The sequence below is a fragment of the Bacillus pumilus genome (genome assembly GCF_009937765.1).
In the GTDB taxonomy this organism is placed as follows: domain Bacteria; phylum Bacillota; class Bacilli; order Bacillales; family Bacillaceae; genus Bacillus; species Bacillus pumilus_O.
Genome location: NZ_CP047089.1, coordinates 299,179 through 316,902, shown reverse-complemented (window position 1 = coordinate 316,902; position 17,724 = coordinate 299,179). Strand labels below are relative to the sequence as shown.

At 41.5% G+C, this 17,724-nt stretch carries 20 protein-coding genes; 8 read left to right on the top strand and 12 right to left on the bottom strand.

The features are described 5' to 3' along the window. Positions 1 to 22: 22 nt before the first annotated feature. The 11 genes from GPS65_RS01520 to pta form a co-directional block, all read right to left on the bottom strand. Positions 23 to 385 carry a hypothetical protein gene (locus tag GPS65_RS01520; protein WP_119125518.1) on the bottom strand — a complete coding sequence of 121 codons (363 nt, stop codon included), beginning with the start codon at positions 383 to 385 and terminating at the stop codon, positions 23 to 25. A 244-nt stretch (positions 386 to 629) separates the two neighbouring features. Further along, on the bottom strand, positions 630 to 1,025 hold the full coding sequence (locus GPS65_RS01515) for a CDI toxin immunity protein (RefSeq protein ID WP_144481785.1): 396 nt from the start codon (positions 1,023 to 1,025) through the stop codon (positions 630 to 632). Positions 1,026 to 1,036: 11 nt separating this feature from the next. Continuing rightward, positions 1,037 to 2,572 (bottom strand): T7SS effector LXG polymorphic toxin, encoded by a 1,536-nt coding sequence (locus GPS65_RS01510; RefSeq protein WP_144481786.1) that lies wholly within the window; start codon positions 2,570 to 2,572, stop codon positions 1,037 to 1,039. Positions 2,573 to 2,583: 11 nt separating this feature from the next. Continuing rightward, positions 2,584 to 2,862, bottom strand: a complete 279-nt coding sequence (locus GPS65_RS01505; RefSeq protein WP_012011617.1) for a YwqI/YxiC family protein — start codon at positions 2,860 to 2,862, stop codon at positions 2,584 to 2,586. 4 nt (positions 2,863 to 2,866) lie between these two features. After that, complete coding sequence (locus GPS65_RS01500; RefSeq protein ID WP_144481787.1) at positions 2,867 to 3,265, bottom strand: YwqH-like family protein; 399 nt, start codon at positions 3,263 to 3,265, stop codon at positions 2,867 to 2,869. Between the two features lie 174 nt (positions 3,266 to 3,439). Next, complete coding sequence (locus tag GPS65_RS01495) at positions 3,440 to 3,706, bottom strand: hypothetical protein (protein WP_161985302.1); 267 nt, start codon at positions 3,704 to 3,706, stop codon at positions 3,440 to 3,442. Positions 3,707 to 3,719: 13 nt separating this feature from the next. Continuing rightward, positions 3,720 to 5,054 (bottom strand): TRAP transporter large permease subunit, encoded by a 1,335-nt coding sequence (locus GPS65_RS01490; RefSeq protein WP_119125523.1) that lies wholly within the window; start codon positions 5,052 to 5,054, stop codon positions 3,720 to 3,722. Positions 5,055 to 5,099: 45 nt separating this feature from the next. Further along, the gene (locus GPS65_RS01485; protein ID WP_119125524.1) at positions 5,100 to 5,975 is read right to left on the bottom strand and encodes a prephenate dehydrogenase/arogenate dehydrogenase family protein; all 876 of its coding nucleotides are present in this window, start codon (positions 5,973 to 5,975) and stop codon (positions 5,100 to 5,102) included. A gap of 12 nt (positions 5,976 to 5,987) precedes the next feature. Beyond that, complete coding sequence (locus GPS65_RS01480) at positions 5,988 to 6,659, bottom strand: RraA family protein (RefSeq protein ID WP_088002996.1); 672 nt, start codon at positions 6,657 to 6,659, stop codon at positions 5,988 to 5,990. Positions 6,660 to 6,802: 143 nt separating this feature from the next. Further along, the gene (locus GPS65_RS01475; RefSeq protein WP_119125525.1) at positions 6,803 to 7,654 is read right to left on the bottom strand and encodes a MurR/RpiR family transcriptional regulator; all 852 of its coding nucleotides are present in this window, start codon (positions 7,652 to 7,654) and stop codon (positions 6,803 to 6,805) included. A gap of 115 nt (positions 7,655 to 7,769) precedes the next feature. Then, positions 7,770 to 8,741 carry a phosphate acetyltransferase gene (gene pta / locus GPS65_RS01470; RefSeq protein ID WP_012011623.1) on the bottom strand — a complete coding sequence of 324 codons (972 nt, stop codon included), beginning with the start codon at positions 8,739 to 8,741 and terminating at the stop codon, positions 7,770 to 7,772. Between the two features lie 240 nt (positions 8,742 to 8,981). Here pta and hemQ point away from each other — a divergent pair, with 240 nt between their 5' ends. Next, entirely contained in the window at positions 8,982 to 9,752 is a 771-nt protein-coding gene (gene hemQ, locus GPS65_RS01465) for a hydrogen peroxide-dependent heme synthase (RefSeq protein WP_012011624.1), read from the top strand. A gap of 67 nt (positions 9,753 to 9,819) precedes the next feature. Continuing rightward, a complete protein-coding gene (locus GPS65_RS01460; protein WP_012011625.1) occupies positions 9,820 to 10,980 on the top strand; it encodes an MFS transporter in 1,161 nt (386 codons plus the stop codon). A 13-nt stretch (positions 10,981 to 10,993) separates the two neighbouring features. On the opposite strand, the gene GPS65_RS01455 is transcribed toward GPS65_RS01460, so the two are convergent. Further along, positions 10,994 to 11,473 carry an Lrp/AsnC family transcriptional regulator gene (locus tag GPS65_RS01455; protein ID WP_119125526.1) on the bottom strand — a complete coding sequence of 160 codons (480 nt, stop codon included), beginning with the start codon at positions 11,471 to 11,473 and terminating at the stop codon, positions 10,994 to 10,996. A gap of 145 nt (positions 11,474 to 11,618) precedes the next feature. On the opposite strand from GPS65_RS01455, the gene GPS65_RS01450 reads away from it, so the two are divergent. The 6 genes from GPS65_RS01450 (at position 11,619) to GPS65_RS01425 (ending at position 17,719) form a co-directional block, all read left to right on the top strand. Continuing rightward, entirely contained in the window at positions 11,619 to 12,851 is a 1,233-nt protein-coding gene (locus tag GPS65_RS01450; protein ID WP_012011627.1) for an MFS transporter, read from the top strand. 149 nt (positions 12,852 to 13,000) lie between these two features. Continuing rightward, positions 13,001 to 13,603, top strand: coding sequence for a bacilysin biosynthesis protein BacA (locus tag GPS65_RS01445; protein ID WP_012011628.1), 603 nt, complete (start codon positions 13,001 to 13,003; stop codon positions 13,601 to 13,603). A 1-nt stretch (position 13,604) separates the two neighbouring features. Then, positions 13,605 to 14,312, top strand: a complete 708-nt coding sequence (bacB, locus tag GPS65_RS01440) for a 3-((4R)-4-hydroxycyclohexa-1,5-dien-1-yl)-2-oxopropanoate isomerase (protein ID WP_012011629.1) — start codon at positions 13,605 to 13,607, stop codon at positions 14,310 to 14,312. Further along, positions 14,309 to 15,070: an SDR family NAD(P)-dependent oxidoreductase gene (locus tag GPS65_RS01435; RefSeq protein WP_119125527.1), complete on the top strand. Its 762-nt coding sequence runs from the start codon at positions 14,309 to 14,311 to the stop codon at positions 15,068 to 15,070. Before bacB ends, GPS65_RS01435 begins: the two co-directional genes overlap by 4 nt. Before the next feature lie 15 nt (positions 15,071 to 15,085). Further along, complete coding sequence (locus GPS65_RS01430; RefSeq protein ID WP_119125528.1) at positions 15,086 to 16,507, top strand: alanine--anticapsin ligase; 1,422 nt, start codon at positions 15,086 to 15,088, stop codon at positions 16,505 to 16,507. Between the two features lie 18 nt (positions 16,508 to 16,525). Then, on the top strand, positions 16,526 to 17,719 hold the full coding sequence (locus GPS65_RS01425) for a pyridoxal phosphate-dependent aminotransferase (RefSeq protein WP_041816384.1): 1,194 nt from the start codon (positions 16,526 to 16,528) through the stop codon (positions 17,717 to 17,719). The last annotated feature ends 5 nt before the right edge of the window (positions 17,720 to 17,724 follow it).

The following is a 17,724-nucleotide window of genomic DNA, read 5'->3' as shown; positions in this document are numbered from 1 at the left end:
ACTCTTAAGACTTCACCTTCTACTAATAAACATCTAATCGTTGGCAATTAAAACTTATAAAATCGCCTTCATTTATATCTCCTGGTATATTGTAATCCAGTTCTAATAAAAGTCCGCCTACTCTCACTTTTTCATCACGCTTATCAATTAATTGTCCTAAGAAACTATAACTAAAATGATCATCTAATTTTTCAATTCTAAACTCTGACAATTCAGCTTTCACTAAGTTTGAGACATCTAAACAATAAATAGGCTCTAATAGTTCATTTTCTTCATGGTAATTTAATGGTTGAGCAAAACACATTATTTCCAGATCGCCATCTGTTACAATCACTTCAGCTTCTGAGGCTTCTTGTGAAATCCAGTTTATTTTTTTTATTTTCAATATGATCACCCTTTTTACTTCTTTGTTTTCACCCCTAACTTGGTACTTTTCAGAAAGTTCTTCAGCACAGGGTAAGTTAAAATGCTTGTAGTAAGTCAAATAGTGATGATTGTCTGTGGGCCGGATTGATTAGCAAAGAAAAAAGTAAAACCAGATATATTGTTCAAACTTAGAATGACCATTCATAGAAACATTTCAAAACCCTCAAAGAGACTCAAATTAATTCTTTGAGGGTGCATCTATTCTATTTTAATCCTACTTTTACTTCACCATCATGAAAAACTTCAATCGCATATCCAGAAGATGGGGAAAAAATCCACGTATCAAAACTGACAGCTGTAACATCATCTATAGCTTCAAATACTTTATCTAAAGCAGTTTGAATAATTGGCAATGTCCCTTCATCCCAAATTACATAAACAATATCACTGTACTCATTCAGTTTTTGATTTAAAAAGGATCGTATTTCATCGAATGTATCCACTTGCTCATAAGAAGATACTTTCTTCCATTCAATTTGCCCCCAATCAGCAAATGGAAAGGAATTTTCAAAATCATTTAATATTTGCTCTCTATTACCTTTATATAAAATATGTACATCCTCACCTAGTACCTCAATACACTCATCTAATAAACTCATCTAAAATCTCCTTATCTATTCAAATGTTTTAATAAAGATTTAAAAGTGTTTTCATTACCCTCAAATGGAATAGCAATCTTTCGGGCATTCGCCCCTTTACCATTACGAAAATCTTCAATATTTATATGTGGTCCCTTTTTAGGGTCATAATCTAATCTCCATCTTACTTTTCCGTCAGCGGACTGTCTACCAACAACTTTACCATATCCAGCACTCGACTTAAGCGTACCTGTATATGGTTGTGAATTGGGTCCTAGGTCTCCAACTATGTCTACTGTTTTATTTCTAGCTTGTTCATATGTTTTAACTTTATCTAATAATTGTTCTCCTTTTCCAATACCCTTTGCTGTCTTCTCAACCCTCTTAGCTACTTTCTCCCCTTTAATAATTTTAAAAACATATTTTCCTACTTTAACAATGTTGGTGCTTGGAACCATGTACACCCCTGATACCAAACGATCCATATTCGCGACTTTATCACCTGTTATTGGATCTCTTCCTGTAATAACCCGAATTGCGTCGTTTATTCCGGTAAATTCAACCGCTGTATTTAAGATATTTGGGGGTTGATCGCCTGTTTTCACTTCAGAAATCGGTTTAACGCTCTCAATCGTTACTTTGTTTTTTTCTGATATTCGTAACCGATACAGCATTCCGTCTCGCATGACGTCAACCGTTTTGGCATGTTCAAAGTTGATCTTTTTATACTCATTTATGTTGTATACTTTTCCATTTAAGGTCAAGGTGGTCTGATTGATTTTACTAGACGGTGTTTCCCGAACAACCGTCTCCACATTCGTCCGTTCTTTCTCTCTCAACTTCTTCAGCATGATCATCATCGGGTTGTCTTTCGGGTTGTCTATTTTGTCATTCAACCCACTGATGGTGCTGCTTATTTTTTCTTCTTTTCCATTTTTGAAAATAGACCCTTTTTGATAGCTCGTGATGTCGATTTTTGGGCCGGTGAACATGGCACTTAACGTATTGATGTATTGCTTCATTGTTTGAAGGGAACTTTTTGTTTCTTGCAAAGCGCTTGTCTGCTCTCTGTCAAATGCATGAAGCAGACCAATGGTTCTTGAGGTCTCGAGCCACGCTTTTTGATAGTTTTGCTGAAAAGTTGATTCGTCTACATTCGGCAAATGAACAATATGACCAATTCTGCCGATGGCGTGGTTCACCTCTGATACGATTTCAGAAATCGTTCGTTCAGCTTTTTTTAATCCTTGATCAAGTTCGTGTTCAATAAATGCTTGTGATATAAAGCCGTTTTGATTTGATTCAAGTGCATGAAGCGCCTGCTTTGTGTTTTTCAGCGCAGTGCTGTATTCCTCAATGACGACCTGAAAGAATTGTAGGAAGGGAATATGACATTCTGTATAAAAGGACCGGATGGCTTGTCCCGCCTCTCCCTTTAGTGCGCCATCAAGTGAAATGATCTGTTGGATTTGTTTTTCTATAGAGCTAATCTGTTGTGATTGCTGCTTTAATGTATTCAGCGTTTGGTCAATTCCGTTTATTAGCGCAAAAGCGTCAAGGGTTTTCATTGCGTTCTCCTTTATTTTCTTTTACTGCTGGAAGCAAGCGCCTTGTCCGTTTCGATCATGGTGTTCACCGCTTGTTCTGTTTGTACAAGTTGTTTCTGAAGAATGCCTATGTAGGATGTACTTAATTCGTTTAGCTGCTGATTGATTTTTTCTAATGTGTCTGCCGTCAGGAGCTGATTTCTCCCTTTGATGGTTGTTGGATGTGTTGCATTCATTTGAGCGCCTGATTGTTTTGCATGCTGTAATACTCGTTTGACCTGACTGGCATCTATTTTAATTTCTCTGCTCATGTGACTACCCTCTTTTTTCTTCCAGTTGTTTCTGCTTTTCTTTCTCTATTTTTCTTTCAACCGAATGAATTTCATGTTCTAATGAATGGATCTCTGATTTTAAGTCGCTGATTCTTTCATCAATTCGGTTCACTAGATTGGTGATCTGTACACTTTTTATCTCTTGACTGGCGGATGCCATCTCGTCTCGAATGTCATCAAACGTATCTGCAAGATAACCAAACCATGTCTGTGATGTCAGATCTGGATGAGTCATTTTCTTGTTAGCATCTGCCAGAGCAGACTTTGCTTCTTTTATTTCTTTTCGACACATGGTCAGTTCTATGATTTGTTCTTTTTTTATGGATATGTCTGCCTTTAACGAATACAAGGCTGTTGTATAACCGATGATAGCTCCAGACATCGTCAAACACCTCTATTCCTCAAATAGTCCTCCGTCATGTTACCATTTCCTAGCACAAGAGGCATATGATTGAAAACGAATTCAACGAAAAATGAATCGTCGGTATTGGGTTTTTATACCTATTCCACACGCACAAAAAAGCTGAATTCACCAACTGAATCCAGCTTTTGACGCTTATTTGACCGAATCACCAGCTGATGCTGATGGTTGATCGCTAAATGATGTATCTTTCTTTTCAGGAATATAATGAAGAGAGAAACCGACAAGACTAAAAAAAGCGCTTAACACCAGTGTTGGATTTTTGAATAGGTTCGTACTTGCTATGATCAAATCTCCATTTTGCAAGAGAATCCCAAGTATTTGACCGAATACCAACATGGTACCTGACGTTAAGAAAAGGACAAGCAGCACTTTAAATAAACATTCCATCAATGCTGTCATGTGTGACTCCTTTCTATACTGGAAGTATTTCCATTCCGATGAGCCAGCCAATTCCTACAATCGGCAGCATATAGTAAAGAATGAGCGGAATAAATGTTTTCTCCGGATGGGCTCCTGCAAGACCAGAAGCGATGAAAATGGATCCTGATGCAGGCGGGGAAGCGCCTTCTGTTGATGAAAAGGCTAGAATGGCGACAACCGCGACAACCGGATCTACTCCGACTGAGATTAAAGCTGAGAATGAGACAAGCCCAACAGCGGTTAATGTGGCAGTTGAAGATAATGGTCCAGCCACCAGCGTGACAAGAACACCAACAATGAGCACCATAAGCCACTTCGGAATGGCAAGTACTGATGTGATTTGCGTCAAATCTTCTGCGAGTCCTAATTCAGCAAGCACCTGACTAGCAGCAACAGCAAACAGCATCAAGGCCCCAATCGTTGTAAACTTAGGAATGGCCGACTTGAAAAACTGAGACCAATCTAGTGCAGACGCCTTTTTTCTTCCAATTGTTAAACTAATCAGCATCATGAGGATTGGAATCCACGTAATTAAAGAAATTTGATCCATGGCCTCTGGTCCAATATTTGGATTACTTTTTAAGTAGTTTGCCAGCGGACCAATTGTGATGATGATCGGGATCAAGGCACCAAAAAAAATAAAAATCGATTTCCATCCCTGTTTCACAGCTTCTCTAAAGGGAACAATATCATCTGGCGGCATCGCTTGGATTTTATTCTTTTTCACCAGAATATACACCAAAATAAACCGGTATATGACTTGATACAGTCCTCCTATTAAAAGAGCAATATATAAATCTCCTTCAGAGACAAGGGCTGCAACTGGTGCAAAGCCGAGCATGATAAACATAGAAGAGTTTGGAGGCAGCGCGGCTCCAAGTCCGCCATTCCCGGCTAGAATCGTGGCCGTATGGGTTCGGCTCCATCCTGATTTAATCATCCAAGAAGCCGTAATAGAGCCAGTGGCAGCTGTATTTGCAGAATTTGAACCTGAAAGAGCACCTAACACTGCTGAACCTAACGTACTCATATAAGCTGCGCCACCTGGAAGTCTACCGATGACCGAATTCAGGATGCGCAAGAGTGCGTGAATTAATTCCAGCTTCTCGATTAAATAAGCCATGAATACAAACGCAACGGCTGCATAAAGCACCTCATAAGTGGATGCAAATAGTAAACCATCCCAGAACAGTCTAAGCGCATCCATTCCACCAAACAAAGTGGTTGCACTAAAGCCCAACAGCATGGCTTCTCCCATATTTCGTTTCACGATGACATTCCATATAATGATGACGGCTATGAATACAATCAATGCAATAAAACCCATGTCGTTTCTTCGCCTCCTCTTCATATAATAAAACGCTTACAAAGATCACCCTTGCTGTATCACATCAATGACTTCTTCCCAGCTGGCGGGTTTTTTCCCATTAAACCGTTCAACGAATTGAAAGTCTGCTAATTTCTCTAGCTTCTGTTGTGCTGCCCGTGACATGCTCGCATCAATATGAGCTGAATCCAGCATTTCAATAGAGCCAAGTAATTCGATCGCCCTTCTTTTTGCATGTAAGGCACTTCCTGTTACAAGACGATTCATCGTCTCTTCAAAACTTTTGCTGTCCAGCGTTTCGCTTAGTGAAGAAATTGCTTGATCTTCGACATTATATTTTTTAGAAATTTCCAAAAATTCAATGAGTAAAGCGACAATCCCTTTCATATAAATGCTTCGTATTAGCTTTAAGGCTGAAGCATCTCCTGGCTGATCACTGATTTTTGTAATATTCATACCGTATTCTTTCGTTAATTCGATGAATCGATCTGTTCCACTACCGCTTGCCGTGATCGGAACCTTATGTTTGTTAACTGGGAGAGGCCCTAGCATGGCGGCATCTACAAATAGAGCTTCTTGCTTTTTCATTTCGTCTGCCACTTGTTTTTTGATGTCTGGAGTTGATGCCGATACGTCCACATATACTTGATTTTTTTTCAAACTTCCTAATACCGATTGAGCCACTTCTAAGGTTTTATTCGCTGGCACAGCCGCAATGATAATGTCAGATTTCTCAATGACTTCATTCACATTATTTGTTAATTCTACGCCTGTACGAGCTGCTTTTTCTTGGATTGTTCCAGCTAGTTTCTCATTCTGTAATAGTACATCATACGCATAAAAATGATTTAATCCTTCTGTTTTCAATCCCGTTGACAGCTCATATGCCGCTTCTCCATAACCGATAAAGCCTATCTTCATCACAGATCCCCCCTATCCTTGGAATTTTTTCATTTTGCCCTCTAGCCATGCAGGTGCTAGGAGACTGATATCCTGCTTTTCTTCGCTTATATAATGTTGAATGGTTTTTAATCTTTGATGTTCATATGCTTGTTTCTCTTCAGCCAGAGACAGCATCTCTTCTGCTTTCTCCTTCGGGACAATCACTACTCCATCATCATCTGCAACGACCAAGTCACCTGGTGATACTTTGACCCCTCCACACGAGATGATTTCATTCAATTCACCAGGCCCATCTTTAAAGGGTCCATTCGGCATGAATCCCTTACTATAGATTGGAAAAGCTAATTCCTCTAAAGCGACTTTATCGCGGACAAGACCGTCGATCACGATTCCTTCTATCCCTACAGCCTTTGCAGCACCTGCCATCAATTCCCCTAAATATGCATGACCCTTATGATCTTTCCCATCAACGATGAGTATATCGCCTACTTGCGCAGAATAAATCGCTTGGTGAAGAAACAAATTATCCCCTGGCCGTAAGCTCACGGTAAAAGCTGTGCCGACGATATTCATGCCTCTCGCCACTGGTTTGATTTGATGATCCATCGCGCCGGTGCATCCCATCACATCTGACAGCAAGGTCGAGTTAAGCTTTCTTGCCCTAGCTATAAGATCATTTGACACGAAATGAACAGTACTCATTGTTTCCATCATCCCCTTTGAGTTATATTCATTACATTTAATTTATTTAAAGTAATATATATTACTTTTGTGATATGATCATACCACCTCATTTTCAAATAGTAAAGCGCTTTCAAAAAAATAAAAAATGAGTTATCACACGACTAATGTGTTGTGTGATAACTCATTTTCGTTAACATATGATTGATTTGATCTAAACGTGGTTTGGTTCTTTCTGGATCATTCATCGCTAATGCACTTAAAATGAAATCAACGATAAAGATAGCAGATACGACAGAGTTATGAGAGCCTACACTTGCTGAGGAACATGGTAATACATATTGTGCATATTTAGTTAGTGGTGAGCTGTAGCTGTCTGTGATTAAAAGCACTTCCACCCCATAAGACTTCGCTGCTTCCATCAAATCCTTCATACGCTTTGCATAGCGCGGATAGCTGACAGCTATAATGAAATCACCTGAGTTGAAATGAACCAAATCATCCACCCAGTCACTTTGATCTGCATCAATATACTGGCAATTGCCTAATAGCCGATTGATTCCGAACGACATGTATTCGCCAACAGGTCTTCCACTTCGGACACTTGTACACAAAACATGGCGTGCGCTAGCTATTTTCCCAACAATTTGCTGAAAGGTTTCTTCCGTGATATTGTCCAAGGCGTACTGGATATTTTGAAATTGCAGTTCTACATGATTATGCAGGAGCTGACTCTTATTTGAATGCTTAAGGTTCGCTTCAAGTCTCGTTTGAGGGTCGGCTTTATGCTTCATAGCTGATTGGAGCTCTTTTTGAAACTCAGAAAAACCGGAATACCCCACAGCAGTAGAGAATCGCATGATGGTTGCTGTACTCGTCCCGACTTTTGACGCAAGTTTATCAACAGTTAAAAAAGCGACCTCCATTGGATGTTGTACGATATAATCTGCAATTCTCCTCTGTGCATCGGTTAATTCTACGACCTTATGCTGAAGCTTATGTATTAAATCCTCCATTTTAGCACCTGCCCATCCTATCGACTTTATCTCTCTTTATTGTACACATTTGACCAATATAAAAAAACAGCCAACACGAATCTATCGCGCTGACTGCTTTAACGATGATGCTATTTTATAGTGCTTGAGCTGCTGTGATAAGCGCAAGGTTGTAAACGTCTTCGGCATTACAGCCTCTTGAAAGGTCGTTTACTGGCTGGTTTAAGCCTTGCAAGATTGGACCTACAGCTTCAAAGTTACCTAAGCGCTGTGCAATTTTGTAGCCAATGTTTCCAGCTTCTAGGCTAGGGAAAACAAATACGCTAGCATCGCCTTTAATAACGGAATCTGGTGCTTTTTTCGCTGCTACTGAAGGAACGAAAGCTGCATCGAATTGGAATTCTCCATCAAGTACAAGCTCAGGTGCCTTTTCTTTTGCAATCTGAACTGCTTCAGATACTTTTTCTGTTTCGTCTGATTTTGCTGAGCCTTTTGTAGAGAAGCTAAGCATTGCTACACGTGGTTCGATGTCGAACATTTTGGCTGTATTTGCACTTTCGATGGCAATTTCAGCTAGATCTTGGCTGTCTGGTGCAATGTTGATTGCACAATCAGCAAACACATATTGCTCTTCGCCACGAGCCATGATGAAGACGCCAGAAGTTTTCTTTACGCCTTCTTTTGTTTTAATGATTTGAAGTGCTGGGCGTACTGTGTCAGCAGTTGAATGTGCTGCACCGCTCACAAGTCCGTGTGCAAGACCTTTGTACACAAGCATCGTACCAAAGTAGTTTTCATCTAGTAATGCTTTTCTTGCTTGCTCTTCTGTTGCTTTGCCTTTACGTCTTTCGACGAAAGCTTGTACAAGCTCTTCAAAACCTTCATATGTATGAGGATCATACACGTCAACACCATCAAGTGTAAGACCTAATTCTTTTGCTTTTGCTTCAACTTCTTGAGTTTTACCTACAACAATTGGCTGCAAGACTTTGCCATCTGCTAGTTTTTGAACGGCTGTTAGAATGCGTTCGTCCATTCCCTCAGGAAAAACGATCTTTACTCCTTTACCTGCAACCTTTTCCTGAACTGTTGAAAAAATATCTGCCACTTATATACCCTCCTTGATTTTACAAAAAAAGCGTTCTCTTTTAAGCATACTCTTCTTCTACATAAATTCAAACTACCAACTTACATTATAGCGCTTACAAATTAAATTCTTATTTTTCAAACTAATTAAATCAATTTCCATAATAACTCACTTCGCCGTTCAAGTTTTGATCACATCTTCATTTGGACAAACTATGTTATAGTTGGAACAGATGGAAAACTGTTAATAGGAGTGAAATAAATGAGCGAACAACATACAACCAATGAAGCAGCTCAAACACTAGACGGCTGGTATGCACTGCATGATTTTAGAACCTTTGACTGGACAGCTTGGAAGCTGCTGACAAGTGATGAGCGTCAAGCGATTCTTCATGAGTTCACAGGTCTATTAGAAAAATGGAAAATAGCTGAGCACGATAAGACTGGAAGCCAAACAATCTATAGTATTGTCGGCCAAAAAGCAGATATTATGCTCATGATTTTGCGTCCAACCATGGAAGAACTGGGCGAAATTGAACTTGAATTTAACAAGACACGACTAGCAGAGTTTACGATCCCAGCTTATTCGTACGTTTCAGTTGTTGAACTTAGCAACTACTTAGCAGGAGGCGGAGATGGCGGAGATCCTTACGAGAACCCGCATGTACGTGCGCGTCTATACCCAGAGCTCCCTTCTTCTCAATACGTGTGCTTCTATCCAATGGATAAAAGACGTTCCGGCAATGACAACTGGTACATGCTCTCCATGGATGAGCGTAAATCTCTTATGAGAAGCCACGGCTTAATTGGCCGAAGCTATGCTGGAAAAGTAAAGCAGATCATTACAGGCTCCGTCGGTTTTGATGATTATGAGTGGGGCGTCACTCTATTCTCTGACGATGTGCTTCAATTCAAAAAATTGGTTTATGAAATGCGCTTTGATGAAGTCAGTGCACGCTACGGCGAATTCGGTTCCTTCTTTGTCGGAAACCGATTAGCAAACGAGCAGCTGGCGTCTTATTTTCATGTATGATAAACTCTTAAGGCTTCGGATCTTTCCGAAGCCTTTTTATGTATTTTTTTAGAAGGGTGATCACATCATGAAAAACTTTCCCATCGCTATTTTTGCTTTAACGCTCGGTGCGTTTTCGATTGGCATGACTGAATTTGTTATTATGGGACTTTTGCCAAACGTTGCTAACGACCTTCATGTATCTATCTCTGCTTCAGGGCAGCTGATTACTGGATATGCACTTGGTGTGGCAGTTGGCGGACCTATTTTAACGTTATCGACTGGGAAAATGTCGAGGAAACGTCTTCTCATTTTATTAATGATCCTGTTTGTGGCGGGAAATGCTGTCGCTGCTGTATCAACCTCTTATGGTCTATTAATGGCGGCACGTATTTTAACATCATTTGCTCACGGGACTTTCTTTGGTGTCGGAGCGATCATGGCAGCACGGCTTGTACCTAAGGAGAAAAGTGCAAGTGCGATCAGCTTCATGTTTACAGGACTGACGGTCGCCAATGTACTAGGTGTGCCGTTCGGTACCTTCATTGGAAATCAATTCGGCTGGCGTATGTCGTTTCTCGTCATTGCCGTCATTGGACTCATTTCCTTAATCGGTATCATCAGCTTAGTACCCAATCAATCGAAGGAAGAAGTACTGGATATTCGAAATGAAGTGTCTGTTTTGAAAAAGCCACAAGTGCTCGTCTCCTTTGCAATGACGATCTTTGGTTTTGCAGGTGTATTTACAGCTTTTACGTATATTAGCCCGATCCTGCTGCAAGTGACTGGTTTTCAGGAAAATGGGGTGACGCTCATCCTTGTTCTTTTCGGACTTGGGGTCACCATCGGGAATTTAGTTGGTGGAAAGCTTGCCGACTGGAAGCTGATGCCAAGTATTATCGTGTCACTGATTCTGCTGATAGCTGTCCTATTATTGTTTACAATCACTTCCGAATTCAAAGTGCCTGCTGTGCTGACCATTTTTGTGTGGGGAATCATTTCATTTATTCTTGTTCCTACATTGCAATATCGCACAATGAACATGGCACATGAAGCACCGACACTCGCATCAACGCTTAGTCATTCTGCCTTTAATATCGGGAATGCCGGCGGTGCAGCGCTTGGCGGTCTTGCTATCGAGCTTACACATTTACAGCTTGTACCGTTATTTGCTGCAGCTGTAACCTTCATTGGACTCATCATTACAATCATGAGCGATCAGTCAGACAGACGTACAAAAAGGACCTGAGGCAGGTCCTTTTTTATTTCATCACGGTCATTTCTGGCTCTTCTATTTGTTTCACACGTTCCTGAACTGGGTGGGAAAAGGAGTGCTCGGATAAGACAATATGAGATACGGTTTTTGTAAACCCAGACACTGCCTGAATAAAGGCTTCAATTTCTTCAAGGGACGCGACTGACAGCTTAATGAAAAAGCATGACTGCCCTGCCACTCGATACGCAAAAAAAGCGCGTGGGTGCTGATTCATAAAAGCCACAAAACGTTGATACTCCCCGTTTAGCACTGTGACTTCCAGCAGGCAGTCAATCTTAAGCCCTAATTTTTTATAGTTCACCTGAACCGAATACCCTTCGATAATCCCTGCATCCTCTAATTTACGCACTCTTTCTGCTACCGCAGGGGCGGATAAATTGACTCGTTTGGACAATTCCCTCATAGATAAGCGGGCATCTTCTTTCAATTCATTTAAAATATGCACATCAACATCGGTGATTTTCATTCGTACCTCTCCTATCCAAAAATCGTTCCATTTGAAAAGTATTTTATGATAATACTTATGATGCGAAATGTAAAATAAAACTAAATAATGGTAGAATTTATTTTAACGGAATTGAATGAAAAAGCAAGTATGGAGGGATCACCTGATGAAAGAATCTTTAGACAGCCAGGCTTCTCAAACATTTCCCATCACACTTGCCATTGCGCTGACACTTGGCGTCTTTGCGGCGGGATCGGAAGAACTGGTGATTTCACCACTGCTACCTGATTTATCAAACTCCTTTCAGCACTCTCTTGATATTCTCGCTCTTTCCATCAGCATTTATGGGTTAGCTGTGCTGGTTGGAGCCCCACTGCTTGTTCCTTTAGGGGACCGGTATTCAAGGGAGCTATGTCTGATCATCGGTCTTTCTTTCTTTTTGATCGGGACCGTGATGTGTGCGGCTGCCCCGAATTTGGGCGTGTTTTTTGCCGGCCGTGCTATATCTGGGCTTGCAACCGGTGTATTTGTGCCAACCGCCTATGCGCTTGTCGGCGACCGGGTGCCTTATGAATATCGAGGCAAAGTGATGGGACTCATTGTGTCGAGTTGGTCTCTTTCTCTTGTCCTTGGTGTACCAATTGGCGCCTTCATCGGGCAGAGTTTAAACTGGCGATGGACCTTTTGGATTTTCGCCTTCATGAGTCTCTTTGTCCTGCTACTCGTCATCCTTGAATCTCGTAAACAAACCGCCACAGCGAATACAAGAACACCTCAAGCTAAGGAGAAAGCTGGCTCTTTATGGGGAGCTTTAAAAATTGATCGTGTCCCCGCCTATTTGACTGTGACATTTTGTAATATGCTTGGATTTTATGGCATGTACTCATTTTTAGGAGCGTATTTGCAAAGTTTATTTTCTGGAGGACAATCAACCGCTGGCCTTCTGATCATGGCTTATGGCGTCGGCTTTTCTATGAGTGTATTTACAGGGAAATTAGCAGACTGGTTTGGCAAAACTCGTTCTCTATTTTTTGTGCTGGGCGGCATTACACTCGTTCTCGCCTTACTTCCTTATGCTCCTTTCTCATGGACATTGCTGATTTTTGCCCTATTTATTTGGGGTGCCATGCAAAGTTTATCTGTCACGCTTTTGAGCACTGTTTTAAGTGACTGCTCCCAAACCCACCGAGGCAAAGTGATGGCATTTTACAGCCTTGCGTCAAATCTTGCCGTTATGCTTGGTTCCGCTCTGATGGGACCAGTCTATGTCCATTTCGGCTATCATACGGTAGGGCTTCTATGTGCTCTCATTACGCTCGTTGGTTTTCTTATTAGCTTCGTCAGCTATAAACGTGAACGAACCTTACAGCAGAAACATAAAAACACAATTGAAACGTAAGCTCCACCCACTGCACATAAAGGTATGTGCAGTTTTTTAGATCAATTTTTAATATCATCATAAAATACATTTTTTATAAATTTTGTTGACAATTGCCAATTTTATTTTTTATAATCTAGTAAAAATTTGAAAAAGATTGGATGGTAAACATGATCTTAAAGAATGATGTTTTTCATTTCAAAGAAGAGCCCATCGTTTCACCTAAGATGTTTACAGTCAATACACTAGGCCCTAAGGGGACAAGCAGTGAATACGCAGCAAAACATTTCATCTCTCATTCCACCACTACACTCGGCACTCAAACGAAACTATCCCTTTACGACTCGTTCGAAACTTGCATTGAACATACTCTCTCTCACGCACTCCAATACACTCTCGTTCCACACGCATACGAAGGAATCAAACACTTCTACATGAGACCTGACCTACAGCTTTTACAAATTTTCAGATGTGACACACCCATGTACGGTTTGGCTGTCAGACCAGATTTTCCATTTCATGAACAAATGCTCCACCATTTAAAAATTGTCTCTCACCCTGCACCTGTCAATTTGATTCAATATTTCATTCACCAAAATGCTGAATTTGAGCTAGTCAATTCAACAAGTACTGCCGCACAAAAAGTAAGAGACGGCGAATTTGATTTCGCTTTAACCAATGAGGTAGCCAGAGTCACATATGGCCTCACCTTCGTTCGAACGTTTAAAAGCATCCCTATGAGCTGGTCCATATTCGGAAAAGGAGAGATATAATATGCAAACTGAACAAAAGACGCAAGAACGATATTTTCCACAAGCCAAGAAAATAGAATGGGAGAATGGTGTCACACAATATTCCACAGTCAGAGGTGATACGGAAGTATTAATCTCATACGTCCCTCCTCACACGATCATTGAACCTCACGAGCATCCCGAAGCACAAATCGGCATCGTATTAAAAGGCGAGCTTCAAATGACGGTCGGCCCATCGATCCAATTACTCACCCCTTTAGAATCAGCCTATATCGCACCACCTTTTGTCCCTCACGGCGCTTCTAACCTAACAGATGAAGAAGTGATTGCTATTGATATTAAAAGATTAAAAGATGGCGAGGAATACACAGCGCCTCCTACTTATTTCTTAGACATTTTCAAAACACGGGATTTACTCCCTGGCATGGAAGTGACCTTCTTTGTTGAGGATTGGATGGAGCTCATGATTGCCAACATTCCTGGAAATGGCGGAGAAATGCCTTTTCACAAACACCGCAATGAACAAATCGGCATTTGCATCAGCGGAGGTTATGATATGACCATTGAAGGCTTTACAGAGAAAATGGCATTTGGTACTACCTATTTCTGTGACCCTAAGGAAGATCACGGGGCAATAAATCCAAAGCCGGAAGCCTCAAAGTCTATTAATCTCTTCTTTCCTCCCCGCTATAATCGGTTGAAACCAAAAGAGTCGAAGGTGAAGAAATGAACCTTGCCGGAAAAGTCGTCTTGATTACAGGAGGTGCATCGGGGATTGGGCTTGCCGCAGTCAAGCTTTTCCTTGAGCACGGAGCAATAGTCGCAGTGGCCGACATCAATGAAAAAAGCGGCAAACAACTCGTTGAATCATTTATGCACGAGCATCTTGCGTTTTTCAAAACAGATATTACGAATGAATCTGACTGTCAAAAAACCGTTCAGTCTGTGCTGAACCAGTTTGGAACAATCGATGTACTGATTAACAATGCAGGCATTGAAATCGTCTCGCCTGTTCACGAGATGACGCTAGAGGATTGGAATCACATTGTGCAGGTCAACCTGACGGGTGTCTTTCTCATGAGTAAGCATACTTTGCCACATATGCTTGAAAAGAAAAGCGGAAGTATCATCAATACTGGATCTGTCGGAGGTCTTGTCGGCTGGCCTGACATCCCTGCCTATAACGCAACAAAGGGCGGTGTCATCCAATTGACCAAATCGATGGCGGTCGACTATGCCGCCCATCAAATCAGGGTGAACTGTATCGCTCCAGGTATTATTGATACGCCATTAAATGAAAAATCCTTTGTAGATAATCATTCAGAAAGTCTTGAGGTTGTTAAGAAGGAAAAAGCAAAGGTGAATCCATTACGTCGTCTCGGAAAACCAGAAGAAATTGCGGGCGTCATGCTGTTTCTCGCCTCTGATCTATCCAGCTATATGACTGGAAGTGTTGTCACAGCAGATGGCGGTTACACCGCTAGATAAAAAGGAGTGCTTTCATTGAGTAAAAAAACCGTACTTGTCATTGCTGATCTGGGAGGATGCCCGCCCCATATGTTTTATGAAAGCGTGGCTGCATCGTATCATATCGTTTCTTATATCCCGAGACCCTTTGCTATTACAAAGGGACACGCAGAGCTAATCGAAAAATACTCTATTGCGGTCATCAAAGATCGGGATTATTTTGATACAAATCCTTCTTTTGAACACCCTGATTCGATTTATTGGGCACATGATGATTATCTGAAATCAGAGGAAGAGGTGGTCGATGACCTCGTTCGTGTCGCTTCCTTTTTCAAAGCAGATGCGATTACCACCAATAATGAATTATTCATTGCACCAATGGCAAAAGCTGCAGAGCGACTTGGGCTGCGCGGCGCCGGGGTAAAGGCAGCTGAATTAGCGCGTGATAAAAGCCAAATGAGGGCTGCATTCAACGAGGCTGGGGTCAAAGCAGTGAAAACTAAGCCTGTCACAACTTTAGCTGATTTTCAGCAAGCTATTGAGTATATCGGGACACCGCTTATTTTAAAGCCTACATATTTAGCAAGCTCCATTGGCGTGACCCTTTTTCATGATCGTGCCGGCAGTGATGGTCTCTTTTTACGCGTACAATCCTATTTGCAAACCATCCCCGTTCCAAACGCTGTGACGTATGATGCACCGTTTGTCGCTGAAACGTACTTAGAGGGTTCTTACGAGGATTGGTATCAAGACGACGGCTATTCTGATTATGTCAGTGTAGAAGGATTAGTTGTTGAGGGAGAATATATCCCATTTGTCATTCATGATAAGACCCCTCAAGTCGGATTCACAGAAACAGCTCATATCACTCCGTCGATCCTAGACAATGAAGCGCAGCACCTCATCATTGAGGCAGCAAAAAAAGCAAATGAGGGGTTAGGACTTGAAAACTGCGCCACTCATACAGAGATCAAGCTTATGAAACATCGGGAAACTGGATTAATTGAATCAGCAGCTAGATTTGCTGGCTGGAATATGATTCCGAATATCAAAAAAGTCTTTGGGGTCGATATGGCCAAGCTGCTCATTGATGTATTAGTCGATGGAAAAAAAGCTGATTTGCCAAAAGAACTACTTTCTGGTCATACGCATTATATAGCAGATTGTCATTTATACCCTCAGCATTTCAAAGAGAGCGGACACATTCCGCCTGAGGTCACACACATCACCATTGATCATGTGTATATTCCGCAGGACACTTTAGTTGGAGATACTGTCATCATCAGTGAATCCGCTCCACCTAAAGGAACCTTTGTCGATTTGTCTTTATTTGAAGCCTTTAATGGCATCGTGTCTCTTGAATTAAAAGGGTCGTCTTCTCAGGATGTTGCCGCCTCCATCCGCAACATTCAAAAGCAGGCATCCATTCAGTTAATGGATGAATTAGTGAAGGGATAAGAAAGAGAGGATATCGTGGTGAAGATCTTACCATCTAACATGATTGAACGGCTGCCAGAACAAAAATTTGGAACCGTGTTTGAGAAAATAGCGCATAAAACACAACAGGGAGCGAACATCATTAACCTTGGTCAGGGAAATCCCGATCTTCCTACCCCTGCACATATTGTGTGTGCTCTTCAAGAAGCAGCAGGCTCTTTGCCATTTCAGCAATATGCACCTTTTAGAGGCTTTGACTTTTTCAAGCAAGCCATTGCGGATTTCTACAGAAAGGAATTTAGTATCGAGGTTGACCCGAAGAAGGAAATTGCCCTTTTCACTGGAGGAAAAACAGGCCTTTATGTAATGAGTCAGTGTCTGCTTGATCCAGGGGACATTGCCTTTGTCCCCGATCCTGGATACCCAGAATATCATTCAGGTATCTTAATGGCAGATGCAAAGCCATACTGCATCCGGCTAGAAGAGGAAAATGGCTATTTGCCGAATTTCTCATCAATTGATCCAGGCGTGTTAAAAAAGGCAAAGGTCCTTTTCTTAAATTATCCGAATAACCCAACAGGTGCGGTGGCAAATGAGGCTTTTTTTGAAGAGGCTGCGGCATTTGCCTCTACTCACGGTCTTCATGTGATTCATGATTTTGCTTATGGCTCCTTTCATTACGAGCAAAAACCTATAAGCTTTCTAAAAGCTCCTCTTGGAAAAAACGTAGGCGTGGAACTATATTCTTTATCCAAAACATTCAATATGGCAGGATGGAGAGTCGCTTTTGCTGTAGGCAATGAGGACATCATTCATGCCATTAACGCTTTCCAAGATCATATATTTGTCAGTATGTATGGCGGATTTCAGCATGCCGCCACCGTCGCTTTACAAAGTGATGACTCTCATATTCAATCTTTGAAAGAAGTCTACCTTGAACGAATGACTTTCTTCATCCGTCAAGCTGAGAAGCAACTTGGCTGGACCATTGCACGTCCAGCCGGCGCCTTTTATTTGTGGGCACCGATTCCTGATGAATTCGAGGATTCCCATACATTTGCCGACTATTTACTCGAGCATGCAGATGTCGTCGTGACGCCTGGGGGTGTTTTTGGCACACACGGAAGACGTCATGTCCGCATCTCAATGGTGGCGCCAATTGAACAGCTTGCTCTCTTTATCGATCGGCTGCATATCCTGCCGATTCGCTTTCATCAAAAAACCCGCATATAGCGGGT

Excerpts from the sequence above, each read along its gene's own strand:
- hemQ (WP_012011624.1), top strand. The coding sequence starts at position 8,982 with ATGAGCGAACAACATACAACCAATGAAGCAGCTCAAACACTAGACGGC.
- GPS65_RS01435 (WP_119125527.1), top strand. The coding sequence starts at position 14,309 with ATGAACCTTGCCGGAAAAGTCGTCTTGATTACAGGAGGTGCATCGGGG.
- GPS65_RS01490 (WP_119125523.1), bottom strand. The coding sequence starts at position 5,054 with ATGGGTTTTATTGCATTGATTGTATTCATAGCCGTCATCATTATATGG.
- GPS65_RS01445 (WP_012011628.1), top strand. The coding sequence starts at position 13,001 with ATGATCTTAAAGAATGATGTTTTTCATTTCAAAGAAGAGCCCATCGTT.
- GPS65_RS01505 (WP_012011617.1), bottom strand. The coding sequence starts at position 2,862 with ATGAGCAGAGAAATTAAAATAGATGCCAGTCAGGTCAAACGAGTATTA.
- GPS65_RS01475 (WP_119125525.1), bottom strand. The coding sequence starts at position 7,654 with ATGGAGGATTTAATACATAAGCTTCAGCATAAGGTCGTAGAATTAACC.
- GPS65_RS01500 (WP_144481787.1), bottom strand. The coding sequence starts at position 3,265 with ATGTCTGGAGCTATCATCGGTTATACAACAGCCTTGTATTCGTTAAAG.
- GPS65_RS01480 (WP_088002996.1), bottom strand. The coding sequence starts at position 6,659 with ATGAGTACTGTTCATTTCGTGTCAAATGATCTTATAGCTAGGGCAAGA.
- GPS65_RS01450 (WP_012011627.1), top strand. The coding sequence starts at position 11,619 with ATGAAAGAATCTTTAGACAGCCAGGCTTCTCAAACATTTCCCATCACA.
- GPS65_RS01455 (WP_119125526.1), bottom strand. The coding sequence starts at position 11,473 with ATGAAAATCACCGATGTTGATGTGCATATTTTAAATGAATTGAAAGAA.
- GPS65_RS01485 (WP_119125524.1), bottom strand. The coding sequence starts at position 5,975 with ATGAAGATAGGCTTTATCGGTTATGGAGAAGCGGCATATGAGCTGTCA.
- GPS65_RS01460 (WP_012011625.1), top strand. The coding sequence starts at position 9,820 with ATGAAAAACTTTCCCATCGCTATTTTTGCTTTAACGCTCGGTGCGTTT.
- GPS65_RS01515 (WP_144481785.1), bottom strand. The coding sequence starts at position 1,025 with ATGAGTTTATTAGATGAGTGTATTGAGGTACTAGGTGAGGATGTACAT.
- bacB (WP_012011629.1), top strand. The coding sequence starts at position 13,605 with ATGCAAACTGAACAAAAGACGCAAGAACGATATTTTCCACAAGCCAAG.
- GPS65_RS01495 (WP_161985302.1), bottom strand. The coding sequence starts at position 3,706 with ATGACAGCATTGATGGAATGTTTATTTAAAGTGCTGCTTGTCCTTTTC.
- GPS65_RS01510 (WP_144481786.1), bottom strand. The coding sequence starts at position 2,572 with ATGAAAACCCTTGACGCTTTTGCGCTAATAAACGGAATTGACCAAACG.